Consider the following 24,019-nt stretch of genomic DNA (forward strand, 5'->3'; position numbering starts at 1 on the left):
CCTTATAATTTGTAACTAATTGTTTTTACATATTAAAACGTTAGCTGTTTACGCACTCTCTACTTATGGCGCACTCTATTTTTCGAAGCTTGTTTCCGCGTTAATTTGTTTTTAAGACGTCTAAAATGTCGTTGAAGTGGTTGCAAACCCATCGGGGCTCGCTCAGGCCTATATCTTCGCCGTAGTTGTAGCCATAAGTTAAGCCAATGCTTCTCATATTGGCAGCTTTTGCGGCCAATATGTCATTTTTTGAATCGCCCACCATCACGCAATTTTGTGGCTCTGCGTTTAGCTTTTCACAAGCATACAATAGCGGTGCGGCATCAGGCTTTTTCTGTTTTAGAGTATCGCCCCCAACAGTTACACCAAACACGTTATCCAGTAAGTAGTGGGTTAATATTGGTTGAATGAAGTCTTGCGGTTTGTTGGTTACCAAGCCTAGGGTATAACCACTCTCTTTTAATGTGATTAAGGTTTGGTGTACGCCGTCATACAGTGTTGATGCGCTACAAACGGTTTTATTGTAATGGGCTAGAAACTGGACTAGTAAGGTATCGACATAACTGTTTTGCGCCGCAATGTTGTCACTGATTTTGGTGCTGCCACTTAAGCCTCGCTGCAGCAGTACGCGGGCACCATTGCCAACCCAGTTCCTTACGGTGCTTTCAGAGTAGGTGGGTAGCCCATTGTCTTGAAGCGTATTGTTCAGCGCCAGTGCAAGGTCGGGTACTGAGTCTATTAGTGTTCCGTCTAAGTCGAAAAGTAGAGTGGTGATGGCTGTCATAAAGCGATTAATTAAAATCAGAAAATACTTTGATTGATATGAATGTAACACATGCCGCGGTATCAGTACCGCGGCATTGAGCTATTAATATTCGTTGCTACTTTCGTTGCTACTTGCTCTATTTCTCAAAGTCCTGATTACTGATCCACAGTACTTGATAGGGCTTAAGCGTTAACGCGCTATCCGACAAACAAAGTTCATCACGTGTGATTAGATCTATCCAATTATCAGTTCCAATCAAATTGATGTCGGTAAGTGCAATGGTTTGCTCTTCATCAGAAATGTTGCTTACACAAAAAATGCTCTGTTTTCTATCCAAGCTTTGTCGCCAATAACCAAATATCGTAGTGCCAAGCTGCAGTGTAAACTGCGTGGCATTAGGGTGAAATGCTGGCTGTGCTTTACGTATCCGAATTAACTGCGACACACGCGTCAGCACTTTATGGTGCTGCGAATATGGCGAATCTAGCAAGGCTTCAAGCTCGCTTAAGTCCCATCTACGACGGTTTATCGAGCGGTTTTGGCCTGTATTAGCCACTTTTTCATAATCGTTCGACGTACCCAACAAGCTGTGAATATATAAACCAGGAATACCTTCCATGCCTAACATAATGGCATGAGCGCATATAAAGCGGTCTACCTGATACTTGTCTGGGCCTTTCGTTGTGCCTTGAAGTGCATCAAACAAGGTAATGTTTATTTCATATGGTTTTTGCTGGCCATGATCCGACGCTCGCCAAGAAATTTTGCCACCAAAACTTTGCATGGTATGTACCAGCTCTGATATTTCATCATCATCTAGTAACCCTTCCGCTGGACGCAAGCCTATACCGTCATGCGATGCAATAAAGTTAAAATAAGCCGTGCCGTTTTGTGCAGGTGGCATGCTCATCATCCAACTTTTAAGGTAGGTACAGTCGCCCGTTACCAAGGTATTTACCAACAGCGGAGGCAAAGAGAAATTGTAAATGGCATGCGCTTCGTTTGCGTTGCCAAAATAGGTTAGGTTTTCTCTGTTAGGAATGTTGGTTTCAGTAATGATGATAATACTAGGGTCAACATGCTCTATAAGCGTACGCAGTAAACGAATAACTTCGTGGGTTTGCGCTAAATTAATACAATTCGTTCCAATGATTTTCCATAGAAACGCCACCGCATCTAAACGAAATAGCTTCGAGCCCTTATCAATGTAGAGACGAATGATATCAACGAAGGCCAGCAGTACCTTGGGGTTTCTAAAATCAAAATCTACTTGGTCATGGCTGAATGTACACCACACATGCTTGGTACCATCAGCCGTTTTGGTCTCGCGCAGTAATGGCGATACGCGTGGGCGTGTAACCATCGACAAATCGTCATCAGGTGAGGCTGTGAAGAAAAAGTCTGAGCCGGGACCTTCTCCTTTAATAAAGTTATCAAACCAAACGCTTCGTGCAGAACAGTGGTTAATAACAAGATCTGCCATAAGGCCGTAATCTTTCGAGATGGCTTCAATGTCATCCCACGACCCTAACGCTTCGTTTACGGTAGAGTAGTCGATAACGGAAAAACCATCGTCAGAACTGTAAGGGAAGAACGGCAAAATATGCACATTATTAACGGTGTTTTTGCAATAACGGTGCAAAAAACGATTTAGCGTTACTAACGGCTTTTCGCCTTCTGAAATTACGCTATCGCCATAGGTGATCATGACAATATCGTCTTCATCCCAGTAGTTATGGTGAGACTGCGGAGAAGCGATATCACTTTCTTCTTTTAAACCAATGGTGTGCATTAACTCAGTAGCAAGCGCGTCGTAAGACACGCTTAACGCTACATCAGCATAAATACTTTCTAAATGGTTTTTTACCTTGTCATGGAGGAGTGTCCACGCCATATAACTTACTCCATAAATTCAGCAGTATCGGCTTCAACCGCTTCAACCAAGCGCTCAAGAATATCTGGTACAGCGCTTGTTACACGGTTCCAACTAGGAATAAACGGGGTCTCCATCGGGTTCTCTAAGAAGTTTTGACCCGCTTTCATAATGTTGCTGGCAAACATTTCTACCGCTTTTTCTTCGCTGTGAATGTCCAAAGACAAGCCGTTCATTACTGCGTCGTTGTGATAGGTTTCTATAAAGTCTAGCGCAATACGGAAGTATGTGGCTTTAATTGAGCGGAACATTTCGTTGCTAAAGGTATAGCCTTGCGTCGCGAGTTTTCTAAAAATAGCTTTTGTGATGTCGATAGACATCTTTGATAAACCGCCCTGATCGTTATTTAGCGAAAGGTCCTGATGCTTGTGATCATAAATATCGCAGATATCAGCCTGGCATAGGCGATTATGTGAGTAGTTGCGGTGCATTTCCGACAGTACGCCAATTTCTAAGCCCCAGTCACTTGGAATGCGAATATCGTTGAGTACGTCACGTCTAAACGAGAACTCACCCGCAAGCGGATAACGGAAGCTGTCCATAAATTCTAAATACTCGTTGTCGCCCATGATGCGTTTAAGTGCGCGCAGTAAAGGAGTAACAAGCAAACGAGACACACGACCGTTAATTTTTCCGTTGGCAACACGTGCGTAATACCCTTTACAGAATTCATAGTTAAACTGTGGGTTTGCTACTGGATAAATAAGCTTAGCAAGTAAGTCTTTTTCGTAAGTCACAATGTCGCAGTCGTGCAGCGCAACCGATTCGGCGCGATTAGACGCTAACACATAACCCATGCAATACCAGACGTTTCGGCCTTTACCCAATTCTTTTGGCGCTAAGCCTTGTGCTTGGAGTTCTTCATCCAATGCTTTTAATCGCGGCCCGTCATTCCACAACACGCGGTGGTGCTGCGGCAATTTTCCAAAAAATTTCAGAGCGTGTTTGTATTGGTCTTTTGACGCGCGATCTAGGCCAATCACAATTTCAGACAAGTAGGGGACTTCAGTGAGCTCCTGCACAATATGCGGTAAAGCATCGCCTTCAAGTTCAGAAAAAAGCGATGGCAGAATAAGTGCCATTGGACGTTTTTTCGAAAATTGAAGAAGTTCTGCTTCTAGTTCCTCGGTAGGACGTCGAGCCAAGTTATGTAACGTAGTAACCACACCATTTTGATAAAAATCAGCCATGTGTCCTCCTGATCATAGAGATAATAGTTGAGTAAGCATTTCGTTCCAGCCTTCAGGGCCGGTGAGGGTGCTGGTATAAACCTCTTCTTTTTGAACCGCTGGTGGAGGATTTACCGGTGAAAGAATTCGTATAGGGATATGTGCCGCTTCTAGCATGGCAATATCGTTTTTACCGTCACCTAAGGCCACTGTTTTCACCTTGGTAACGTGTTGCTTTTGGTATTCGCTCGCCAACCATTTAAGTGCTTGACCCTTGTCGCAATTACCAGAAATATGAATAAAGCGGCCACCCTCTAAGGGGAATGCGCCGCGTTCAGTGATAGCGTTTAAAAAGCGCTTTTTTTCGTCTTCAGTGCCAAGCCATAACACTGGCTCACCAAATTGACGTTTGGCAGCCAATGATGCCGACTTTTCATCTAAGCCAGTGCTATCTTGAATTTCTTCAAGAGACATCTTTGAGAATTGCGTAAACTTTCCGTCGAACTCACTTCCTATTTTTTCTAGAAGCTTAATCCAATAGTTTTTGTTCGAAATAAAGGCTTTGCACCAGTAACCGTCTACCCACACAGTGCCACTGGGTTTTTGCTTAAAAAAGCCGTGAGGAATGAAAATAGCTGCACCGTTCTCTACAATGAACGGGCCATCTAAGCCAATACGTTCTCGTAGCGGCTGCAATTCAGCAAACGTTTTACTGGTGGTAGGGATTACGGGGATAGACTCAGACTCAAGTGCATTTAAGGCAGGTTTCGCAGCTTCAAAAGAGTAGGTATGGTGGTCTAGCAGCGTGCCGTCCATGTCGGTGAAAACAAGCGTTTTATTCATTTACGTACGTCCTGTTCAATAATACTTCTGCTTGAATCAAGCGTGAATACGGTGTCGCATTTATCGGGCATCGTGCGCAACGCAAACTCGGTAATACGCTGATAATGCTGCACAAAGTTTGCCACTTCATCATCACTCATTACGCCTTTGCTGTCAGACGCTGCCGACTTTGCTAATTTGTGTTCTTGTTCTAAACGCCACTTGTAAACGCAATCAAATGATGGGGCTTTTAGCATTACGCGATAGTCTATTTGATTAAACAACGCTTGATATTGATCGCTAATGGCTTCGTTTACGAAAGTGCGCCACGTAGCTTCTGAGTCTTCAATTTCTTCAAGTTCGTTAATAGGGCTTTTCAACGAGGCAGTGTCTTCAGCGCTTACACCAACACACCACCCCTCAAGAATAATAAAATCTGGAACTATCTCTATTACAGGCCATTGGGCTTTAGGAAAAGGGTTGTCAGTTGCTTTATTAAAGCGCGGCAACTGTGTTGTTTCGCCCGCTTTAAGCTGTCTAAACGTGTTTAGGGCAAGGGTAATGTCGTGAGTGCCGGGAACACCACGTGTTTTTAAAAGTGGATGCACTTTATTGGCGAGTTCATTACGGTCTGACTGATCTAGATAGAAGTCGTCAATAGATAAAGAAACAACGTTCTTATTATGAACCGATGAAAGATAGGCGTCGATAAAGCTGGTAAGGGTTGATTTACCCGAACCTTGGCATCCATTAATGCCAACAATAAGCGGGGATTTTGCACCTTCTTGGTGCTTAAGTAGCCTATCGCAAAGTGGAGTGAACCATTTTTGTGCAATTGCTGCGTAGCTATTTGGCAATTGCTGTACGGCTAAAAAGCCATGTATATCCATGTTGTCACCCTAATCAATGCAGAATACTTACACTCTAGCAGATTAGGGTTACAACATTTGTGCCATAAGAAACGGTTTGTTAGAAACGCCCGTTTTTACTTTTTGTTGGCCACTATTACGGCTCGTTGTGGTGCAGGGTAACCTTCTATGGTGCGCGTAATATCTTCCGGCATGAGAAAATCTTTCAAAGACTGCGTGTCCATCCATTGTGTTGAACGTTGCTCATCAAGCGTCGTATGATTAACATCTACCACGCGAATATTCTCGAAGCCTAACCTAGACAGCCATACAGTTAGCGCCGCAGTGCTAGGCAAAAACCACACATTGCGCATTTGAGCATAACGTTCACCGGCCATTAGCACGGTATTTTCATCACCATCAACAACCAATGTTTCTAGAATGAGTTCGCCGCCTTTTCTTAATTGGTCTTTCAACTGAGTTAAAAAGGCCATCGGATCTTTACGGTGATACAGTACACCCATAGAAAATACAGTATCGAAGGCTTTTAAAGGTTGCATGTCTTCAATACCCAAAGGTAAGAAATGAATATCATCACGCCTAACGCCTTGGTGCTGCATAAAGTGTTTAACTGCATGGAATTGAATAAGGAAAAGCTGTGTTGGATCGATGCCGATAACGTTGGAAGCCCCTTCGCCCAGCATTCTCCACATGTGATAGCCGCTTCCACAGCCAACGTCTAAAACACTTCTGTCTTTAAGCGAAGAAATGTGTGGTACTACGCGATCCCATTTCCAATCTGAACGCCATTCTGTATCGATATGAATGCCATGGATGTGGTATGGGCCTTTACGCCAAGGCATGAATTGCTTCAGTAGCCCCTCGATTTGTTTAGACGTATATTCATCTATGTCGTCACTTGAACCAGCGGTGACAGAAGACGATAAATCAACACTAGAAGGCGTAGTTGACGGCAATTTATTTAGCAGTCGGCACCACTTATCAAACTCACCGTGTTTGCCGGTTCGCTGCCATGAATCCATTAGCGCGGGTAAAGTTTGTAACCAATGTGACAGTGGGCTGTCGAGCAACGACTTGTAGCAGTCGTTTAGCCACGTTTGTTCAAGTTTACTCATATTAATCTCGTATTTGCTTTGCGCATGTTCGCAGAAATATCTGCGCTGCGATATTTTCGCTGCAATATTAGGCGCTAGGCTTTAATTGCCACCATAGATGTGAAGTTGTAGCACTTAAACCACATAACCACATCGTCGAAACCTGCACTTTTCAAGCGCGTTTCATGGTCGCTAAAGGTGTCGGTAAGCATGACTTTTTCAAGTGCAGCACGTTTTTGGCTAACTTCAAGCTCACTGTAACCATTGTCACGTTTAAACTGGTGATGAAGGTCAATTAACAGCTCATTGCCCGCAATAGTGGGGTGCCTAATTTTTTCTGACAACAATAAAATACCGCCTGGGTTCAAACCTTGGTATATCTTATGAAGCAGCGCTTCTCTGTCTGCTGGTGGGATAAATTGTAAGGTGAAATTCATAATAACCATCGACGCATTTTCTATGGCGATATCCTGAGCCATAGCTTTAGTGATGGTTATTGGGTTGGGGAGGGTGAAGGCCTGAACCACGCGTTTACAACGCTCAACCATGGCTTCAGAGCTATCAACGCCAATAATTTCACATTGTTTATCTTGTGTGGCTCTTGCTACCGATAAACTCGCGGCCCCTAACGAACAACCCAAGTCATATACCTTTGAGTTATTAGTCACAACGGTTTTAGCTACTTCACCAATAGTATGGATGATAGACTCATATCCCGGTACTGAACGCTGAATCATATCCGGAAACACGTCTACCACAGACTCGTCAAATTTAAAGTCAGCTACTTTATTGAGCGGGTTTGCATAAATATTGTCGTGTTTCTTCACAATAAACCTTAGATTTACTTAATTGGTGCGCAATTTTACCGTTTGAAATATAAATGCCAATCGAAAACACTAATTTTGTTGATATTTACGCTATTTTTGTAGCATAAGGGCTTTTAGAAATTAGCCGAAAGTATTACCCTATAGATTGAACAAGAAAAGGAAGCAGTAACGCTAATGACAAGAATTCTAGTAGCAGACGATCACCCATTGTTTCGCGAAGCGTTAAGTGGCGCTTTAGAACCCTATTTTGAGAACGCGCAGATACTTGAAGCGGGTAGTCTTGACGCGGCAATCACAATACTTAATGAGTTCGACGGCGTAGAATTAGTGCTTCTTGACCTAAACATGCCGGGTGGTGAGTATTTCAACGGCTTAATTACTCTGCGCGAGCAATTCCCAAATATCCCAGTGGGCGTGATATCGGGTAGCGATAGTGTTGAAGTTGTTGCACAGGTAATGAGCCTAGGTGCACAAGGCTTTATCCCGAAAGTATCTGCAACGCGTGAAATGGCACAAGCCATTGTTGATATTATTGCAGGTAAAAAGTGGCTACCTGAAGGCATGGAAGAAGAACTTGAAAAAGTTGACGACGAACTTAAGGTGCTACTCAAGCGTTTCCAAGAGCTTACGCCAAAGCAAATTCAAGTGTTGTCATATCTTCGCGCAGGCTTAATGAATAAACAAATAGCGCACGAAATGAATGTGACTGAAGCAACGATAAAGGCTCACATAAGCGCTATTCTGCGTAAACTTGAAATTAACACGCGTACGCAAGCAGTACTGTTAATGGACAAGCTTCAGCTAAGCTAGAAATAAACACCTTTTTACGTTAAAAAAACCGGATATTAATCCGGTTTTTTTGTTTTTAAGATAACTTCGCCGTCTTTTGTCACAATGCCAAGCCCTTTGTCGGGTATTTCATCAAACTTCTTCGATTTACGAACCAACTTTATAGTGCTGTCTTCTGGCGCTATATCAGTATCGCTTTCAAGCTTAGTTAAATAAACTGCCCAGTATTCCACATGGGGAGTACTGTAGTCTTTGTAAAAGCCTACACCAATTTGGTCTTGTTCCTGATAAAAAGGCACTTCAGCCAATAAATGTTGACGGTGGCTTGTTGACGTTTGCAGTGCATACCACACATCTTCCGCATTGATATAACCACCTGCCAATGCTTCTACCTGATTACTCATAGCATCGCCGTAGTAATCTGGAAGCACAAGGCCTGCATCACGAATGCGGCTATTTGGACTGCCGCCCAAAAAGTGTGAAACCAAACCGCGCGATGCCATATCTTTTGCTTTTTCTTCGGCAAGCTTTACCAAAGTAGGGTGGCAAACAAGAATTGGGCGCTGTTGGTTTTTATCGGTTGCGATTAAGTTAGCTAGTGCTTTTGCTTGTTCTGAGTTTCCACAGTCGAATGTTGTCGCTTCAGCTAATGCCGAGTTGCTAAACATAGCAGTGAATAAAACAGTGCAAAGCGAGGAATATAAAAATAAAGGGCCGCGAATGCGACCCTTTATAGAGTGAGTTAAATTACGCAGCTTTACCACCTCGTTTTTTAGTGGCTTTGCTGGTTGAATTAACTTGAGCTACCAATTCCTCGTGGTCAAAATCATCCACGTTGATAGTGCGCAGGCGACCGGCTTCGGTCTTGCGCATTAAGCTAGCTTCTTCTTCGTTAATTACGCCATCAGCAAGTGCTTCATCGGCCAACACGTCAAGACGTGTAAATGGCAATTTAGCTTTCTTATGGCTGCAAATACGTTCGAAGATGGGTTCGCACGCGATTACATCATCAAGCGTCTGCTCTAAATCACCCATCAAGCTGCCTTCTGTGCGAGCTAGATACTGACCATAACCTAAACGACTACGCGCAGAAGAAGGCGTTTGAAGCATTTGTGCGATAGCATGCTCGATTTTGTCAGATGGCTTGCCAATTCGACGGCCAAACGGCATTACCATAACGCGCATTGCTGTGCCTACTGCCTTATTCGGGAAGTTCGCTAGGAAATCGTCGATAGCGGTTTCAATATCGTGAAGGGTAGTTTGCATCGCCCAATGAAGCAACGGTAAATCTTCCTTCAAACGGCCTTCTTCGTCGAAACGCTTCAATGTAGTACTACCTAGATATAGACCACTTAGGATATCACCTAGACGTGCAGACAAACGCTCGCGACGCTTAAGGTCGCCACCTAACACACCCATAGAAACATCGGTTAGCAATGCTAGGTTCGCACTGTAACCTTGTAACAGCTTGTAGTAGCGCGATGTTTCGTCGGTAAATGGTGCATTACTAAACGCGCCGTTAGTTAACGAGAACCAAATGCTGCGTACTGTGTTCGATACGGCAAAGCCAATGTGGCCAAATACCGCTTTATCAAACGCTTTTAGTGCTTCTTTTCTGTCTTCAATAGACGCCGCTTGGATTTCTTTAAGCACGAACGGGTGGCAACGCATTGCACCTTGACCAAAAATCATCATGTTACGCGTTAGGATATTTGCACCCTCAACGGTAATTGAAATTGGTACGCCTTGATAACCGCGGCCCAAATAGTTGTTTGGCCCAAGCATTACGCCTTTACCACCGTGAACGTCCATCGAGTCGTTGATGACTTGACGCATTTTCTCGGTAAGGTGGTATTTACAGATGGCTGAGATAACCGATGGTTTCTCACCCAAATCAACACCGACAGTTGAAAAGCGTGTTACGCCATCCATTAGATAAGCGTTACCACCAATACGCGCTAGCATTTCTTCAACACCTTCCATATGGCCCACAGGCATACGGAACTGACGGCGAATACGTGCATAGGCACCGGTTGCAAGTGATACTGATTTTGCACCACCTGCAGCTGAAGATGGAAGAGTAATGCAGCGACCAACTGACAAGCACTCCATCAGCATACGCCAGCCACGTCCTGCCATTTTCGGTCCACCGATGATGTAGTCGATTGGAACAAAAATGTCTTTACCATTAATAGGACCATTTTGGAATGGTGTATTAAGCGGGAAGTGGCGACGACCAATTTCAAGGCCTTTTGTATCGCGTGGAATCAGTGCACAGGTAATACCAGGCTCTTTATTATCGCCAAGTAGGCCCTCTGGGTCTTGTAGTTTAAACGCAAGACCAATAACTGTAGCAACGGGTGCAAGGGTAATATAACGCTTGTTAAATGTAAGGCGCATGCCTAGCACTTCTTCGCCGTTCCATTCGCCTTTACACACAACGCCCACGTCAGGGATTGCACCAGCATCTGAGCCTGCTTCAGGACCAGTAAGTGCAAAACACGGAATTTCTTCTCCAGCTGCCAAACGCGGCAAGTAATGATCTTGCTGCTCTTTAGTACCATAGTGCTGTAGTAATTCACCTGGGCCTAATGAGTTAGGAACACCAACGGTGCTTGAAAGTACTGCACTAACGCCTGCTAGTTTCTGCAATACACGAGACTGTGCATAAGCTGAAAACTCTAGGCCGCCATATTCTTTCTTAATGATCATGGCAAAGAACTTGTGTTCTTTGAGGTATTGCCACACTTCAGGTGAAAGGTCGGCATCTTGGTGGTTAACTTGCCACTCGTTAACCATTGAGCACACTTCCTCACAAGGACCATCAAGAAACGCTTGTTCTTCTGCCGTTAATCTTCCTTTAGGGATACGGTGTAACTTGTCCCAGTCTGGCTTACCGCTAAAAATATCGCCATCCCACCAAACAGTACCTGCATCAATAGCTTCTTGTTCGGTGCTAGACATTTCAGGCATTACACTGCGGTAAAACGCTAGCAGCTTGGTAGAAATGTGCTGTTGTCTGATGTTCGACAAGGTAAATGGAAGTGTTAAAGCAAGGAAAACAACCCAGCCTAAAAGGCCGATGTCGCCGAAAAGGGTGCCTAGAATCATGACACCTGCGCCCATGGCAACTGCTGTTACCAAACTGGTACGTTGATAACTAGCGATAGCTAGCGTAACAACAACCAGTAAAAACCATATAAAATCTGCCATACTTCACTCCTGAAAAGGCGTTGAACATTACGCTGATAGCCTTGTATTTCGTGTGTTTGAACAAACACTTGTAAGCTCAAATCATGGTCTGACCAGCATGCAGTAAACCTATTATTTAATAGCGCAAAGATCAAGATTTTTACATGAATAATGCATTAATCATTGCGTTAATAATAAGCAGGCCTTCTAAGTATAGTCATGAGTGATAGATATAGATTAGCCAAAGCGATACTACGCTGAATGTTATACAAATTTTGTCTATAACAAATGGCAAGTTTTCACAACAAAAAAACTCGCTGAAAGCAAAAGCCTTTAGCGAGTTTAACTGTCTTGCGCAGCGCCAACAGCCCTGAGCGGTCTAACGACTTGACCGACTTCGCATCGGCCTTGAGCGTATTTGAATATGCTTTAAAACAGAGTGTTTATTATTCGCTTATTCGGGTTGAAACGACTTAAGCTTAATATCGCCTTGTTCGTCACCATCCTTGAACTGCTGTAACCGAACTAGGGCATAGTCAAGTGAGGGGGCAAACCACGCATAGGTTTCGCGCTTTTTTGAATCGCGTATTAACTTCACTTTAACCGCGTCCAGCTTTCCATAGGGAAGGGTAAGAGTTTCCGTTTCAATTACCTTTACGCCGTAATTACGGAGCTCGCCACGGTAGTTCACAAAGCTGTAGTCTAATTCAGTAACGCCCTTTGCTAACTGTTTGGCTAAATCTAAACGGTAAATTTGGTTGTCGAATTCGCCGTTCCAATTATAGATGTCGCCATTTTCAACCACAATTTTTTCGCCGCCTTGCTGACCAAAGGTAACAATAAGCTCTTTGTCTGGCCCTGTACCTGAGCGATTATAAAAGTACTGTGAAGGCACTACTGTAGAATCATTTAGCGTGAATATTGAATGCTCACTGCGCTTATCTGAGAGGAAAAACTTAGACACTTTAGAGGTGTAGAGAAGCGAGTACTGATTGTCGCTTAATTCTGATAGCTCTATATGCGCTTCACCTACATCATCACCCCATTTATATGCAGTGTAAGATGCTTTGTAGGGAGTGAGGGTAAATGAATTGTCAGATTGTGCCTGCGCGCCCGTTGAAAACCACAGCGCGCAAACAGTACCTGCGGCGAGTAGTTTACTCGCTCGCATAACCTGATTCTGGAAGTTCTTGATCATCTAAAACAGCCTTATTGTTTCGCATCATAAGTCTGCCGGCACTAAACCAAGACAGCACTAGCGGATAAATACGACGCTCTTGTTCCTGAACACGCTCCGCAAGATCGCTGGCCGAATCATCTTCAAATACCGGTACGCGACTTTGAATAATAACCGGGCCACCATCCAGTTCTGGTGTTACAAAGTGCACGCTAACGCCGTGTTCCTTGTCACCATTGTCGATAGCGCGCTGATGCGTATTCAATCCTTTATACTTCGGCAACAAAGATGGATGAATGTTCACTAATTTTCCAGAAAAATGGTTTACAAATTCTGGCGTTAGAATTCGCATAAAGCCAGCAAGTACAACACAATCGGCACCGAAAGCCTCAATTTGTGCTTTCAAGGCACTATCGTAGCTATCGCGATCTTCAAACGTTGTATGATCTAAGCAAACCGATTCAATACCAGCTTGACTTGCACGTTCTAAACCATAGGCACCAGGTCGATTACTGATAACCCCAGTAATAGTGGCATTTAGGCGTTTGGCGGCAACTTCGTCAATGATAGCTTGTAAATTGCTACCATTGCCCGAAATTAGCACACATATTTTGGTTGGAGTGTGACTCACGCGTTAATCTCTACTTGTTCGTCGCCGTTTTTGGCCTCAATGTCACCTATTACCCATGCATTTTCACCATGCGCTTTAAGAATGCCAAGGGCGTTGTCTACGTCTGCGTCATCAACAACAATAACCAAGCCCACACCACAGTTAAATGTGCGATACATTTCATGGCGTGTTACGTTGCCGTTTTCCTGTAACCAAGAAAAGATAGCTGGCCACTCCCAAGTAGACTCATCAATAACCACTTTTGCGTCTTCTGGAAGTACACGAGGAATGTTTTCCCAAAAACCACCGCCTGTAATGTGAGAAATCGCGCTAACTTGAACTTCTTCAAGCAATGCTAGAACCGACTTTACGTAAATGCGTGTTGGTGCAAGTAGTTGGTCAATAATAGGTTGGCCGTTAAGTTCTGCGTTTACGTCGGCGCCACTAACTTCGATAATTTTGCGAACAAGCGAGTAACCATTTGAATGAGGACCTGATGAACCCAGCGCAATTAATTTTTGTCCTGGTTTTACGTTCGTTCCGTCGATAACCTTATCAGCTTCTACAACACCAACACAGAAGCCTGCGATGTCGTAGTCGCCATCGTGATACATACCTGGCATTTCAGCGGTTTCACCGCCAATCAGTGCACAACCAGCTTGTTCGCAGCCTGCGCCTATGCCTGTGACAACCGACGCGGCTACGTCAACATCTAACTTGCCAGTTGCGTAGTAGTCTAGGAAGAATAGTGGCTCTGCGCCTTGTACTATCAAATCGTTTACGCACATTGCAACAAGGTCAATACCAACGCCGTCGTGACGGTTAGCATCCATCGCAACGCGAAGTTTAGTGCCTACACCATCAGTACCCGATACTAACAGCGGCTTTTTGTATTTAGTTGGTAGCTCGCATAGTGCACCGAAGCCCCCTAAATTACCTTTTACTTCTGGTCTGTGAGTTTTCTTGGTCACAGATTTAATACGTTCAACAAGTTGATTTCCAGCGTCGATATCTACGCCTGCATCTTTGTAACTTAAAGAGGTTTTATTTTCGCTCACGGTTGGGCCCTGGCACTAAGAGGTAGAAAAACGCGGATTCTACCAGTTCATTGCCACAAGTCCAATTTGTAGCGGTTTTTTTGTTCGGTTTTTACAGCGCTATTTTGCTTTTTTGCTTAATACCACACCAATATGCGCGCAGTGCTGTTTAGAAATTTGATAAGGCTAGCGTGCTAATCTTTTGCAATTTATGGGTGAAATTCGGGTCAATATAAAAGAGAATAGTGAAAAGTCGTCACTGCAACGTACGCTTATTCATAAGGTTTCTGCCTTTACAGCAAGAGAGAGTAAGGATTTGATATTAAGTAGGAATGGAACATCGAGTGTTACAGGGTCGTCACTTACAAAGGCAAGCCAAAAGGCAATAATTAAAGCAATGATTAAGGCAACGAAAAAAGAACATCGCTACTTAAACAATACGGTACTTTTAAATAAAAGCATTAGGCTTTTTAAAGCCGCTATTGCTACCGTTATGTGTGCATCGGTTATTTATGCGCCATTGGTAAGTGCTACGCAGCGTATCATTGTTAATGAAGCACAAATTCAGGTGGACGACCAAAGCCAACGTACTCAACAGAGCGCGCTTAAGCAGGCACTTCGACAAGTTATCGTAAAGCTATCTGGTAGCGCTGACGTACTAACAAACCCCGGTGTTCGCGCTGCGCTTTCTTCTCCGCAATCTTATTTACGGTCTTACCGCTTTGGTTTTCAAGACGGTAAGACGTTTTATATAGCAGACTTCGATCAAGCAAAGCTTTCAAGTTTACTGCAGAGAGAAATGCTGCCGCTTTGGGGGGCTGTGCGTCCTGAAACTTTGGTTTGGATTGCCGAAGAGCAGGGCAATGCATCGCGCACAATTCTAGATGAAACGTCTCCCAGTGTGCTGAAAGACACGTTGCAAGCAACGGCAAAAGAGCGTGGTGTTCCACTTAGCTTGCCGCTAATGGATTTAACAGACAGCGTAAATATTACCTCGTTTGATGTGTGGGGGCGTTTTGTTGAGCCGCTCAAGTTGGCATCTTCTCGCTACGCTACCGACAATATTATTGGTGCTCGTATTTATAAGAACGATGCCAGTGCCATTCCAGAGTTACCAGAAAACCCTGTGCCGTCTGGAACCATAGAAACGCTTGAAGATGCTATGGGTAACCAAGAAACAGGTATCGCCGATGCGAATATCGCGAATATGGCTGCTGATAAAAATCAAGAGAGCGCGTTTGGCGCACTTTCTGATAACGCTAATGTAGAGGAAGAGGTCAACGCTGAGAACGATGTTACGTCAGTAAACGTAATGGGCGACACAAGTGGTATAGACGAGACGGGATCAATTGACGAGATAAATGATGTTGAGAGCAATGAAGTTGAAACTGCTACAGCGCCTTTTACCATGGATGAATTCGAAGCTCATGCGAAACGTGCAGAGGAAGGAGACTATGCACTTGATTGGGTGTTTATAGGAAAAAGTAACGTTAGCTATGGCAGTATATATGGTGACTCGTCTGAAGCGCTTGCCGCTGAATTAGTAGATGCCTATTCAAATTACCTTTCATCGCTATACGCTGTGGTGGGAATTGAAGCCGCTGACCGAGAAGTTATTAGTATTTCCGTAGCCAATGTAGGCACCATTAATAGCTATGCTAAGGCAAATAAATACCTTAACAATTTAAGCGTAGTTGAAAGTGCAACGCTAACTCAGCAGCAAGGTACTGTTGCCACATTTTCGGTAACACTTTTAGGTACCGTTGATGACTTTTTGAACGCATTGCGTCTAGAGTCTGCAATGAAGCAGGTAACCGATGCCTATGGTCAAAAAGTGGAAGCCTTAAATTTTTACTGGAGCCAATAAAATCTAATGCAGCTACCTTTGCCGGTTACGCTACCCGTTGATGAGAACTTTGACAGCTTTGTTGCCACAGGCAACGAAGAGGTGGTAGCCGTGCTTAATTTGGTAGTTCAGGCGTTGCCTAACTGGCGTGATACAAAAACGCTTGGGCAGCTTGCTTCATTAAAACTGCCATTGGTAACACTACTAGGTAGCACTGCCACGGGTAAAAGCCATTTGTTGTTTGCTACCTGTCACCAATTAGCACAAAAGGGCGTTAGCCACCTATATCTTAACTTAAACGATTACAAAGCCTGGTCGTTAGATATTTTCGAAGGGCTTGAAGAGCTATCAGTCATTGCATTGGATAACGTGCACGCTATTGCGGGCGAACCGCAATGGGAAGAGGCATTGTTCGACCTGCTTAATCGCGTTATTGAAACGCAACGTGCATTGGTGCTGTGCACCAGTCATTTGGGGCCATCTAACCCTGCTTTTGTGCTTCCCGACTTGCGTTCTAGGCTTGCGTGGGGGGTGATTTATCATGTTAACCAATTAGATGATGCAGGCAGAGAGGAGGCGGTGAGTCTGCGAGCCCAGGAACGGGGCCTAACGTTGTCAAACCAAGCTTTGCAGTTTCTGTTTCATCACAGTGAGCGAGATTTAAAAAGTCTTATGTCACTGCTAGCAAGGTTAGACACGCGCTCGTTACAAGAACAAAAACGTTTATCAGTAGCAATGGTTAAGCGAGAACTCGGGTTAAGCTGAGACCGTGGGTTAAGCTGATGCCTAACCCCACAAATTAGTGACGTAAACCTTGAACTTGTCTAAGCTCATCTTCCATTGTCATTACGCCAATAGCATTAGAAGAAGGCGCCTGTAGAGGTATTTGAATATCAGAACCGCTCTGGGCATTAAAGCTTGCCAATTCTCTCCAATTAACACCAGCCGGTAACTCGACTGGTTCTGGAAGCTGCGCTTGAATAGCCGGTATATTCAAATTCGGTAAAATTCTACTGGCGACGTACTCTAAGCGCATAGTTAGGTTGCTATCGTTTATACGGTCACGCTGTCCCCATGTAATAACAAAGCTTTCGTCATCGATATTTTCTCTTGAGAATACCCCAACATCGGCACTTGCGCCTAAACGGTAAAGCATCATGAATCGTTCGAACAAGGTGGCTAGGTCTTCACGTTCGGTTGAATAGGCATAGAAAGTTACTGCACCGTCTTCTTCAAACCAGTTGGCTACTTGTGAAGCGGTATAACTGCGCTGTGTCGCCGAAGACTGCGCGCCACTATATCTAACATCGGCCAATGCGTGCAATTCAGACGATGTAAGCGGCATTGCATTATCAAGACCTGTACTTAGCGGATTTGAGTCATTGTAAGACGATAAAGGGCTTTCATTCATCGCCAACTCGCCCCATTCGGTGTGATCAAAAAAGTCATTAGCATGGGCCAGTTCATGATAAAGCAGATAGCCTAGCGACGCCTCAAGTTCACTGTCAGTTCTAGACAGCCTTTCGCTGGCATTACCCGTTGTGATAACAGGGTAGTAATACTCGCCGTTTTTAACATAGCGCCATGACGTGGAGAAGTTTAAGTCGTTGCCAAAACCACTTCGATAGTCTGGGCGAGTATTCAATGTGTCGCGCTCTTCAGGTGTGCGCCACAAACTACCAGCATCAAGATAGATAGCGCCGGTTGCAACCCAATAGAATGAAGGGCGTATGTCATAAGAAATGACCACAGCAGTAGTTGCTCTTAGCAGCTTAAGCATATCGTCTTGCGTTGCTGAGGTTTCCAAAAAATGTTTGAAAGCGTCACCCATCCAAGGATGCGAAACGTATGTTCTATCTAAGACATCCTGTACGGTAGGGTTTTCAGTTACTTGGCCAATCAGTGGCAAAGTAGAAAACTGACAGCTGTCTTTAACCACATTGTTATACACACAATTACGCAATGCTGAAGCATAGGGGCTATTAGGATTATATGGCTGCATGTGTGTGGTTACCGTTTCCGGTATAGCAGAGTCGTTATCGACGAAAAAACCGCCTTCGTCTATTTCAGTGTCTTTTACAACGACTTGTGCGGTATCAACGGCAGACTCTCCGTTAGAAAAACGAACAGTAGCTTGCATAGTAATAATGCTGTCTGCGCTTACAAGTGGTGCTTGGAAGAACACGCTGTTTGAATAGTCACCGTCATTGTATTCGAAACTACTTACGTTGGGTCCACCCACTTGTTGCCAATCAATGTCACTTATTTCAAGCCCTTCTGCATAAGCGGTATCTACACGCAGTGAAACCCTGCCTCCTTCAACGGCTTCGTGCCCTAGGCGCACGGTAGCTACAGGGCTAGAATTCTCTGAAATAGCAAGGGAGAGAGAGTCTGACAGTGTTTCGCCGTTATCGAATGTTGCTTGAACTTCAATAGTAGCATTACCAGAGGCCGTTACATCAAAGCCTATGGCTTGCGTATGCGCACCTAAAGGCTGTTGATTTACCCCCGTAACTTGCCAATCAATAGACGTAATACTTCGACCACGAGGGGCAGCGACAGCGAAGTCTACGGCGTCGCCGACTTGTGCACTGGTGTTACCTGAGATGGTAAGTCCTGCGGGAATGGTGGGATCTGGTGGTGTTGCCGGTATTTCAGAATCAGAACCAGAACCGCCGCAAGCAGCCACTAAACAAACAGAAACAGGTAATAGCCAGTACTTCATAATTATCCCTCAGAGTTATTTTTACCCTCAAAAAGAGCCTTCTCTTCTTTCATCTCTTCCTTGAGCTTTTTAAGGCCTAGGCCTAATTCACGTCCGCGTTTACGGGCGAAGGCGCTACATCCAACGAACATGCCGGTGCACAGTAGTATTTCCACAACGGCGTACCAACGTTCATTTGGAACAGCGTATACCACTGTACAACCATGTATTAAGTAAAACAACACCACAAAATTAGCCCACGCATGGGTATAAGGCTTACCTTTCAGTACGCCCCAATACGGTAACAATAGTGGTAACACGTAAAACAATGCAATGAAGGTTACCGAATAAGTATGATCTTTAGTAAATGTGAATTGCCACAATGTGACCCAAACAATAAGTAGAGTGTGGCTAGCAAGTGCTAGATAACGAAAAAAACGCGTATCAGACGCCATAATAGAACTCCTAGGAAGAGGTTGAAGATAGTTTTTTAGCAAGTGTTGCTAGGCGCTTGCCCTGGGCAAAACACAGTGCTTTTTCGTCATCGCTTAATTGGTTAGGCGTGGTCATATTTTGGTGTGCTACATGGGTAACGCCATACGGGCTTCCACCCGTTGTAGTATTGTGTAACTCAGGTTCACTGTAGGGAAGACCACAAAACACCATGCCGTGATGAATAAGCGGTAGCATCATTGAAAGCAACGTCGATTCCTGTCCGCCGTGCATCGATGACGAAGACGTAAAAACACACGCAGGCTTGTCTATTAACGCGCCTTTAAGCCATAAATTGCTGGTGCTGTCTAAGAAATGTTTTACAGGCGCGGCCATGTTTCCAAAACGCGTTGGGCTTCCTAGCGCCAAAGCGCAGCAATCTGCCAACTCTTTAGGTGTTACAAAAGGTGCATCATTTGAGCTTGGCTGCGCTTGTGTAGTGAACTCTTCGTTTGTGTCTTCATTTATGTTTGATGAAATTGCAGGAACAGTGCGCACAATGACGGGTACATCTTCTGATGTAACGCCTTGTGCTATGGCATCGGCCAGTCGCTTGGTACTGCCGTTGCGGCTGTAATAAACAATAAGAACAGGTTTCACTAAATAATGTCCAATACGGCTTCTGGTGGGCGGCCAATCTTGGCTTTGTTTCCATTAATTACAACTGGGCGTTCAATTAGCTTTGGTGTTTCTACCATTGCCTCAAACAGCATATCGTTAGTCACGTCTTTATCACCTAAATTGGCTTCCTTATATTCCGCCTCTTTTATACGCATCATGTCACGAACCGTTTCAAGGTTAAGTTTTTTAAACAAATCCTGAAGCTCGTGCTTGGCCAATGGCGTTTTAAGGTACTCTACAACGTCTGGTTTAACGCCGTTCTCTTCAAGTAAGGCTAAGGTTTGACGGCTTTTTGAGCAACGTGGGTTGTGTAGAATTGTGATGGTTGTCATATCGCTTTCTCGTTTTGTAATTCTTTTATTTTACGCACAATTTTTTAGGCAAAAACGGTGGTTTGGCTTTGATTTAAAAACAGTATACCGTGTTATTAGCTTATTTTCTGATAGAAAAATACAATGTTAATTGTTCCTAAAACAATTGAGGTTAAAACGGCTGTGAAACTTTGTATCTATCTGGCAGTATCGTTGTTAAAACGATAAAAAAGAATCAAAGCACAATAAAGCTATAGTCAGAACAATATAAAAAGTGAGACCAAAAATCATGAACACGTTTGTTAAGGGAATAAGTGTTGCTCTACTTCTCGTCGTTTCAGCTGCTGCAGGTTTTTTTGCCTACAAAAGTACGCAGTACGATTTTAAAACGTTAGACAATTCAACATACCGCTGGGCCGACCTTGACGATAGTTGGGTTATTGTTAATTACTTTGCGCCATGGTGTGCGCCGTGTTTACGAGAGATGCCGGAACTTAATGCCTTAAGCCAACAATTGCCTGCTAACACCCATTTGTTTGCGATTAATTACGATGCACAAACCCTTGAACAAATGCAGGAAATGAAAATGCGTTTTTCCATCGAGTTACCATTGATTGTATCTGAACCTAATACACAGCTACCGATGGAAAAGCCGCCTTATTTACCCGCAACGTTTATTATTGGGCCATCAGGGAAGGTGGTAGATACTGTTTTAGGTGAGGTTTCTGCAGGTATGCTAAAAGAACGTTTAGCTAAATTAAAAAACGCCAGCTAATTCTGGCGTTTTTGAGTTTGGTTAATTTCAAAAGCAATCTGCTGCTTTAGCGAAGCGAGGTCGGTTTTCTTTCACTTCGACCTTCTCATTTACAGTTCTGACGCTACAACCTTTCTAGTCGCTCTTCTTGATCTCTAAACTGCTTTATTCGCGCTCGAATTCGCTGCTTTTGAAGGTGGTCGTCACCTGCAAAATTATAAGCATATTGAAGTTCATCTACAGCGCGGTTGTAAGCACCGTAAAGAGCATAAACTTCAGCCTTACTTTGATGCATCTGAGAGAAACGCTGTGCTTTTTGGTATGCCTCACTCATAAGTTGATGCGCTATTTGATAGTCTTTCTTAACCAACAAGAAGTCTTTTAATAACGAAATGGCATCGTCATATTTTTGCGCACTGATTAACGCGTTGGCGTGATTAAGTGCCAATACTTGGTTGCGTGGATTGTGTGCGATATGAGGCGACAGCATTTTCACCGCATTAAGTGGCTGGCCCATTGAAATATAAATGTCGGTCATGGCGTCTAAATAAAACAAGTTGCTTTTGTCGCTTGCCAACAATTTGTCCATTATTGCTTTTGCTTTTTCAATTTCATCTACACGCATATACGCCAACGCTAAACCGTACATCGATGCTTCTTTACTCCGCTGTACGCTTTGGTCAACGGATGCTTTGAAATATTCCACGGCGTAATCGTCTTCAAAGGAATAGCGTGCTTTAATGCGCGCCTTTGCAAGTTCAAACTGCTTATTGACAGGAAGGAACATTCTTGGGTAATCAGCAGCTCGACTTCGCGCATCGGCAATACGGGTCTCGGTTAAAGGGTGAGTTAACAGCCTTGCAGGAGGCCTTGATACCATGCGGTATTCTTCTGCCATTGTGGAAAAGAAGCTCGCTGCACCAGCAGGGTCGAAACCTGCGCGTGCCAGCATGGCAATACCAATACGGTCGGCCTCTTGCTCGTTAGAGCGAGTATAGTCTATTTGCATTTGAGCATTAGCTGCGCTTCCCGCTTGCATAGCGGCGATACCCGCTTCTGGGTTTGCCATAGCAATTAAAATACCGCCAATTAACGATGCCAGTGCTAGAGGTGATGAACGTTGTTGCGCCTGCATACGTCTTGCGATGTGACGTTGGGTAACGTGTGATACTTCGTGAGCAAGCACCGAAGCCAATTCACTTTCATTATTGGCGCGGCGCATTAGGCCCGTATGTACACCGATGTGACCGCCGAAAAACGCAAATGCGTTAATGGCGTCATTGTTTACCCAGAAAAACTCGAAAGGGAACTTTGCATTGTCGGCATGCAGCACCAAACGGTTACCTAAATCTTGTAGGTATTCATCGAGTACAGGATCTGAAATAACAGGGCTCTGTCCGCGCATTTGTCGCATGACAGCATCACCAACAATCATTTCTTTATCAAGGGATATGGCATCAGACGCTACCACACCTATTTCGGGTAATGCATTTTTATTGCTGTAATTGGCATCTTGTGCGACGGCAGCCAAGCTCATAGTGAGCGCAAAGGAAAAGGCGGCTAGAGATGCAGAAAGCGTTTTTATCATGTACCTACTATTTATTTATATTGTTAACTTTCTCACTACTTAGAGCATTAAGTTACTAAACAGTTTCAATTTCTTCCAAATGAACTACAGCATAATGCACCACATGTAACGCTTATACCAGCGAGGCACTATCGAATTGTCGTACTACCAAGCGAGTTTATCGTATTTAGCGTTCGTATTTAGCTTACGTTCAAAACATCATACCAGTTTGATTTTAATAGAATCTTACACACTGCATGTTGCTAATCACTAGGGCAATCAACTATGATGCGTGTCCTATTCTTCGTAATTTCTGGGCGTTTTTATGATTAGCGTTTTTGGTCGTTGGTACCGACGCAAATTTTCCGATCCTGATGCAGCAATGCTGCTTATCCTTATTTTGCTTTCCACTGCAGTACTACTGCTGTGGGGCGAGCTTATTATGCCGGTATTAGTTGCCGCAGTTATCGCTTATCTACTGGATTGGCCTGTTACGCGGTTGGTAAACGTCGGGGTAAGTCGCACACTTTCCTGCGGCGTGGTGTTGCTAGGCTTTATTACCGTTACTATTTTAACCTTAATTGGCTTGGTTCCCATTGTTTCAAAGCAAAGCGTTAATTTAATTCAAGAGACGCCGCTTATTTGGCAGAAAGCACAAGAGTGGATTTTAACGCTGCCAGACAAATACCCTGACTACGTTCAGGTATACCAAATACACCAAATGATGGAAGGCCTTAACGACAAATTAGTAGAAGTAGGCGAGACGCTTATATCTGCCTCTTTTAGCAATATTGCTAACGTGGCGGCGCTGCTAGTGTATGTTATTTTGGTTCCCCTTATGGTGTTCTTCATGCTCAAAGACAAGCTGTTTTTCTTAGACAGCATATCGCGCCTTTTACCGAAAGAACGACGCCTTATTACGCAGGTGGGGCATGAAATGAATGCCCAAATTGCTAACTACATACGTGGAAAGGTCATCGAAATAGTTATTGTGGGTGCCGTAAGCTGCGTAACGTTTGTATTAATGGATTTACGATACGCCATTTTACTTGGCGTGTTAGTAGGGTTTTCAGTGCTTATTCCTTACATTGGTGCTGCTGTGGTCACTATTCCTGTGGCGGTAGTGGCCATGTTCCAATGGGGAATAACGCCAGAGTTTTGGTATCTAATGATAGCTTACGGCATCATTCAGGCGTTAGACGGAAACCTGTTAGTGCCATTATTGTTTTCAGAAGCAGTTAGTTTGCATCCGCTTTACATCATAATAGCAGTATTGGTTTTTGGCGGCCTGTGGGGCTTTTGGGGCGTGTTCTTTGCAATTCCGCTTGCAACCTTGGTAAAGGCCGTTATAACCGCATGGTCTTCTAACCCGTTACCTGCGCCCGAAGAGAGTGAGTAAGAAAAGAGCGCGTAATCAACAAATCTTAAAATACATGCTG

The 24,019-nt window shown here is 44.1% G+C and carries 22 protein-coding genes; 5 read left to right on the forward strand and 17 right to left on the reverse strand.

All coding sequences use genetic code 11. The features are described from left to right. Positions 1–100: 100 nt before the first annotated feature. The 7 genes from ACGHAV_RS01145 to cmoA form a co-directional block, all read right to left on the reverse strand. A complete protein-coding gene (locus ACGHAV_RS01145; RefSeq protein WP_390375293.1) occupies positions 101–784 on the reverse strand; it encodes a phosphoglycolate phosphatase in 684 nt (227 codons plus the stop codon). 118 nt (positions 785–902) lie between these two features. After that, a complete protein-coding gene (locus ACGHAV_RS01150) occupies positions 903–2,660 on the reverse strand; it encodes a sugar phosphorylase (protein ID WP_390375296.1) in 1,758 nt (585 codons plus the stop codon). A 5-nt stretch (positions 2,661–2,665) separates the two neighbouring features. Continuing rightward, positions 2,666–3,889: a glycosyl transferase gene (locus tag ACGHAV_RS01155; RefSeq protein WP_334015942.1), complete on the reverse strand. Its 1,224-nt coding sequence runs from the start codon at positions 3,887–3,889 to the stop codon at positions 2,666–2,668. A 12-nt stretch (positions 3,890–3,901) separates the two neighbouring features. Next, complete coding sequence (locus tag ACGHAV_RS01160; RefSeq protein WP_390375299.1) at positions 3,902–4,711, reverse strand: HAD-IIB family hydrolase; 810 nt, start codon at positions 4,709–4,711, stop codon at positions 3,902–3,904. Then, entirely contained in the window at positions 4,708–5,580 is an 873-nt protein-coding gene (locus ACGHAV_RS01165; protein WP_390375302.1) for a kinase, read from the reverse strand. The genes ACGHAV_RS01160 and ACGHAV_RS01165 overlap by 4 nt, the downstream gene beginning before the upstream one ends. Before the next feature lie 95 nt (positions 5,581–5,675). Next, entirely contained in the window at positions 5,676–6,674 is a 999-nt protein-coding gene (cmoB, locus tag ACGHAV_RS01170) for a tRNA 5-methoxyuridine(34)/uridine 5-oxyacetic acid(34) synthase CmoB (protein WP_390375305.1), read from the reverse strand. Between the two features lie 74 nt (positions 6,675–6,748). Next, positions 6,749–7,480 (reverse strand): carboxy-S-adenosyl-L-methionine synthase CmoA, encoded by a 732-nt coding sequence (gene cmoA / locus ACGHAV_RS01175; protein WP_390375308.1) that lies wholly within the window; start codon positions 7,478–7,480, stop codon positions 6,749–6,751. A 174-nt stretch (positions 7,481–7,654) separates the two neighbouring features. Between cmoA and ACGHAV_RS01180 the strand changes: the two genes are divergently transcribed. Next, positions 7,655–8,290 (forward strand): response regulator, encoded by a 636-nt coding sequence (locus ACGHAV_RS01180; RefSeq protein WP_390375311.1) that lies wholly within the window; start codon positions 7,655–7,657, stop codon positions 8,288–8,290. A 35-nt stretch (positions 8,291–8,325) separates the two neighbouring features. Here the strand turns inward: ACGHAV_RS01180 and ACGHAV_RS01185 are convergent, their stop codons facing one another. The 5 genes from ACGHAV_RS01185 to purM form a co-directional block, all read right to left on the reverse strand. Continuing rightward, a complete protein-coding gene (locus ACGHAV_RS01185) occupies positions 8,326–8,937 on the reverse strand; it encodes a CAP domain-containing protein (protein ID WP_390375314.1) in 612 nt (203 codons plus the stop codon). 79 nt (positions 8,938–9,016) lie between these two features. After that, on the reverse strand, positions 9,017–11,482 hold the full coding sequence (fadE, locus tag ACGHAV_RS01190; RefSeq protein ID WP_390375317.1) for an acyl-CoA dehydrogenase FadE: 2,466 nt from the start codon (positions 11,480–11,482) through the stop codon (positions 9,017–9,019). 433 nt (positions 11,483–11,915) lie between these two features. Further along, complete coding sequence (locus ACGHAV_RS01195; RefSeq protein ID WP_390375320.1) at positions 11,916–12,659, reverse strand: DUF3108 domain-containing protein; 744 nt, start codon at positions 12,657–12,659, stop codon at positions 11,916–11,918. After that, positions 12,619–13,269: a phosphoribosylglycinamide formyltransferase gene (purN, locus tag ACGHAV_RS01200; protein ID WP_390375322.1), complete on the reverse strand. Its 651-nt coding sequence runs from the start codon at positions 13,267–13,269 to the stop codon at positions 12,619–12,621. Before purN ends, ACGHAV_RS01195 begins: the two co-directional genes overlap by 41 nt. Beyond that, entirely contained in the window at positions 13,266–14,306 is a 1,041-nt protein-coding gene (purM, locus tag ACGHAV_RS01205) for a phosphoribosylformylglycinamidine cyclo-ligase (RefSeq protein WP_390375325.1), read from the reverse strand. The genes purN and purM overlap by 4 nt, the downstream gene beginning before the upstream one ends. Positions 14,307–14,682: 376 nt before the next feature. Between purM and ACGHAV_RS01210 the strand changes: the two genes are divergently transcribed. Both ACGHAV_RS01210 and hda read left to right on the forward strand, forming a co-directional pair. Beyond that, on the forward strand, positions 14,683–16,152 hold the full coding sequence (locus ACGHAV_RS01210; protein WP_390375328.1) for a DUF2066 domain-containing protein: 1,470 nt from the start codon (positions 14,683–14,685) through the stop codon (positions 16,150–16,152). A 6-nt stretch (positions 16,153–16,158) separates the two neighbouring features. Beyond that, complete coding sequence (hda, locus tag ACGHAV_RS01215) at positions 16,159–16,896, forward strand: DnaA regulatory inactivator Hda (protein ID WP_390375331.1); 738 nt, start codon at positions 16,159–16,161, stop codon at positions 16,894–16,896. 34 nt (positions 16,897–16,930) lie between these two features. Here hda and ACGHAV_RS01220 read toward each other — a convergent pair whose 3' ends face one another. Genes ACGHAV_RS01220 through arsC form a run of 4 tightly spaced genes read right to left on the reverse strand, consistent with a single transcriptional unit; the run spans position 16,931 to position 20,280 of the window. Further along, entirely contained in the window at positions 16,931–18,856 is a 1,926-nt protein-coding gene (locus tag ACGHAV_RS01220) for a hypothetical protein (protein ID WP_390375334.1), read from the reverse strand. A gap of 2 nt (positions 18,857–18,858) precedes the next feature. Next, positions 18,859–19,290, reverse strand: a complete 432-nt coding sequence (locus ACGHAV_RS01225; RefSeq protein WP_390375337.1) for a DUF2069 domain-containing protein — start codon at positions 19,288–19,290, stop codon at positions 18,859–18,861. 10 nt (positions 19,291–19,300) lie between these two features. Continuing rightward, positions 19,301–19,927, reverse strand: coding sequence for an NAD(P)H:quinone oxidoreductase (gene wrbA / locus ACGHAV_RS01230; protein ID WP_390375339.1), 627 nt, complete (start codon positions 19,925–19,927; stop codon positions 19,301–19,303). Then, positions 19,927–20,280, reverse strand: a complete 354-nt coding sequence (gene arsC, locus ACGHAV_RS01235; RefSeq protein ID WP_390375341.1) for an arsenate reductase (glutaredoxin) — start codon at positions 20,278–20,280, stop codon at positions 19,927–19,929. The genes wrbA and arsC overlap by 1 nt, the downstream gene beginning before the upstream one ends. A 268-nt stretch (positions 20,281–20,548) precedes the next feature. On the opposite strand from arsC, the gene ACGHAV_RS01240 reads away from it, so the two are divergent. Beyond that, on the forward strand, positions 20,549–21,034 hold the full coding sequence (locus ACGHAV_RS01240; protein ID WP_390375344.1) for a TlpA family protein disulfide reductase: 486 nt from the start codon (positions 20,549–20,551) through the stop codon (positions 21,032–21,034). A gap of 103 nt (positions 21,035–21,137) precedes the next feature. Here ACGHAV_RS01240 and ACGHAV_RS01245 read toward each other — a convergent pair whose 3' ends face one another. Further along, positions 21,138–22,601: a M48 family metalloprotease gene (locus ACGHAV_RS01245; RefSeq protein WP_390375347.1), complete on the reverse strand. Its 1,464-nt coding sequence runs from the start codon at positions 22,599–22,601 to the stop codon at positions 21,138–21,140. 304 nt (positions 22,602–22,905) lie between these two features. Between ACGHAV_RS01245 and ACGHAV_RS01250 the strand changes: the two genes are divergently transcribed. Further along, positions 22,906–23,979 (forward strand): AI-2E family transporter, encoded by a 1,074-nt coding sequence (locus ACGHAV_RS01250; RefSeq protein WP_390375349.1) that lies wholly within the window; start codon positions 22,906–22,908, stop codon positions 23,977–23,979. Positions 23,980–24,019 lie beyond the last annotated feature (40 nt).

The organism is Alteromonas sp. MTD1, from assembly GCF_042848195.1.
Classification (GTDB): domain Bacteria; phylum Pseudomonadota; class Gammaproteobacteria; order Enterobacterales; family Alteromonadaceae; genus Alteromonas.

Bases quoted from the DNA above. Each gene is read 5' to 3' on its own strand.
- cmoB (WP_390375305.1), bottom strand. From the start codon at position 6,674: ATGAGTAAACTTGAACAAACGTGGCTAAACGACTGCTACAAGTCGTTG.
- ACGHAV_RS01185 (WP_390375314.1), bottom strand. From the start codon at position 8,937: ATGTTTAGCAACTCGGCATTAGCTGAAGCGACAACATTCGACTGTGGA.
- ACGHAV_RS01150 (WP_390375296.1), bottom strand. From the start codon at position 2,660: ATGGCGTGGACACTCCTCCATGACAAGGTAAAAAACCATTTAGAAAGT.
- ACGHAV_RS01145 (WP_390375293.1), bottom strand. From the start codon at position 784: ATGACAGCCATCACCACTCTACTTTTCGACTTAGACGGAACACTAATA.
- ACGHAV_RS01165 (WP_390375302.1), bottom strand. From the start codon at position 5,580: ATGGATATACATGGCTTTTTAGCCGTACAGCAATTGCCAAATAGCTAC.
- ACGHAV_RS01155 (WP_334015942.1), bottom strand. From the start codon at position 3,889: ATGGCTGATTTTTATCAAAATGGTGTGGTTACTACGTTACATAACTTG.
- ACGHAV_RS01225 (WP_390375337.1), bottom strand. From the start codon at position 19,290: ATGGCGTCTGATACGCGTTTTTTTCGTTATCTAGCACTTGCTAGCCAC.
- ACGHAV_RS01180 (WP_390375311.1), top strand. From the start codon at position 7,655: ATGACAAGAATTCTAGTAGCAGACGATCACCCATTGTTTCGCGAAGCG.
- ACGHAV_RS01210 (WP_390375328.1), top strand. From the start codon at position 14,683: ATGATTAAGGCAACGAAAAAAGAACATCGCTACTTAAACAATACGGTA.
- ACGHAV_RS01195 (WP_390375320.1), bottom strand. From the start codon at position 12,659: ATGATCAAGAACTTCCAGAATCAGGTTATGCGAGCGAGTAAACTACTC.
- ACGHAV_RS01245 (WP_390375347.1), bottom strand. From the start codon at position 22,601: ATGATAAAAACGCTTTCTGCATCTCTAGCCGCCTTTTCCTTTGCGCTC.
- hda (WP_390375331.1), top strand. From the start codon at position 16,159: ATGCAGCTACCTTTGCCGGTTACGCTACCCGTTGATGAGAACTTTGAC.
- ACGHAV_RS01160 (WP_390375299.1), bottom strand. From the start codon at position 4,711: ATGAATAAAACGCTTGTTTTCACCGACATGGACGGCACGCTGCTAGAC.
- ACGHAV_RS01220 (WP_390375334.1), bottom strand. From the start codon at position 18,856: ATGAAGTACTGGCTATTACCTGTTTCTGTTTGTTTAGTGGCTGCTTGC.
- arsC (WP_390375341.1), bottom strand. From the start codon at position 20,280: ATGACAACCATCACAATTCTACACAACCCACGTTGCTCAAAAAGCCGT.
- ACGHAV_RS01250 (WP_390375349.1), top strand. From the start codon at position 22,906: ATGATTAGCGTTTTTGGTCGTTGGTACCGACGCAAATTTTCCGATCCT.
- ACGHAV_RS01240 (WP_390375344.1), top strand. From the start codon at position 20,549: ATGAACACGTTTGTTAAGGGAATAAGTGTTGCTCTACTTCTCGTCGTT.
- fadE (WP_390375317.1), bottom strand. From the start codon at position 11,482: ATGGCAGATTTTATATGGTTTTTACTGGTTGTTGTTACGCTAGCTATC.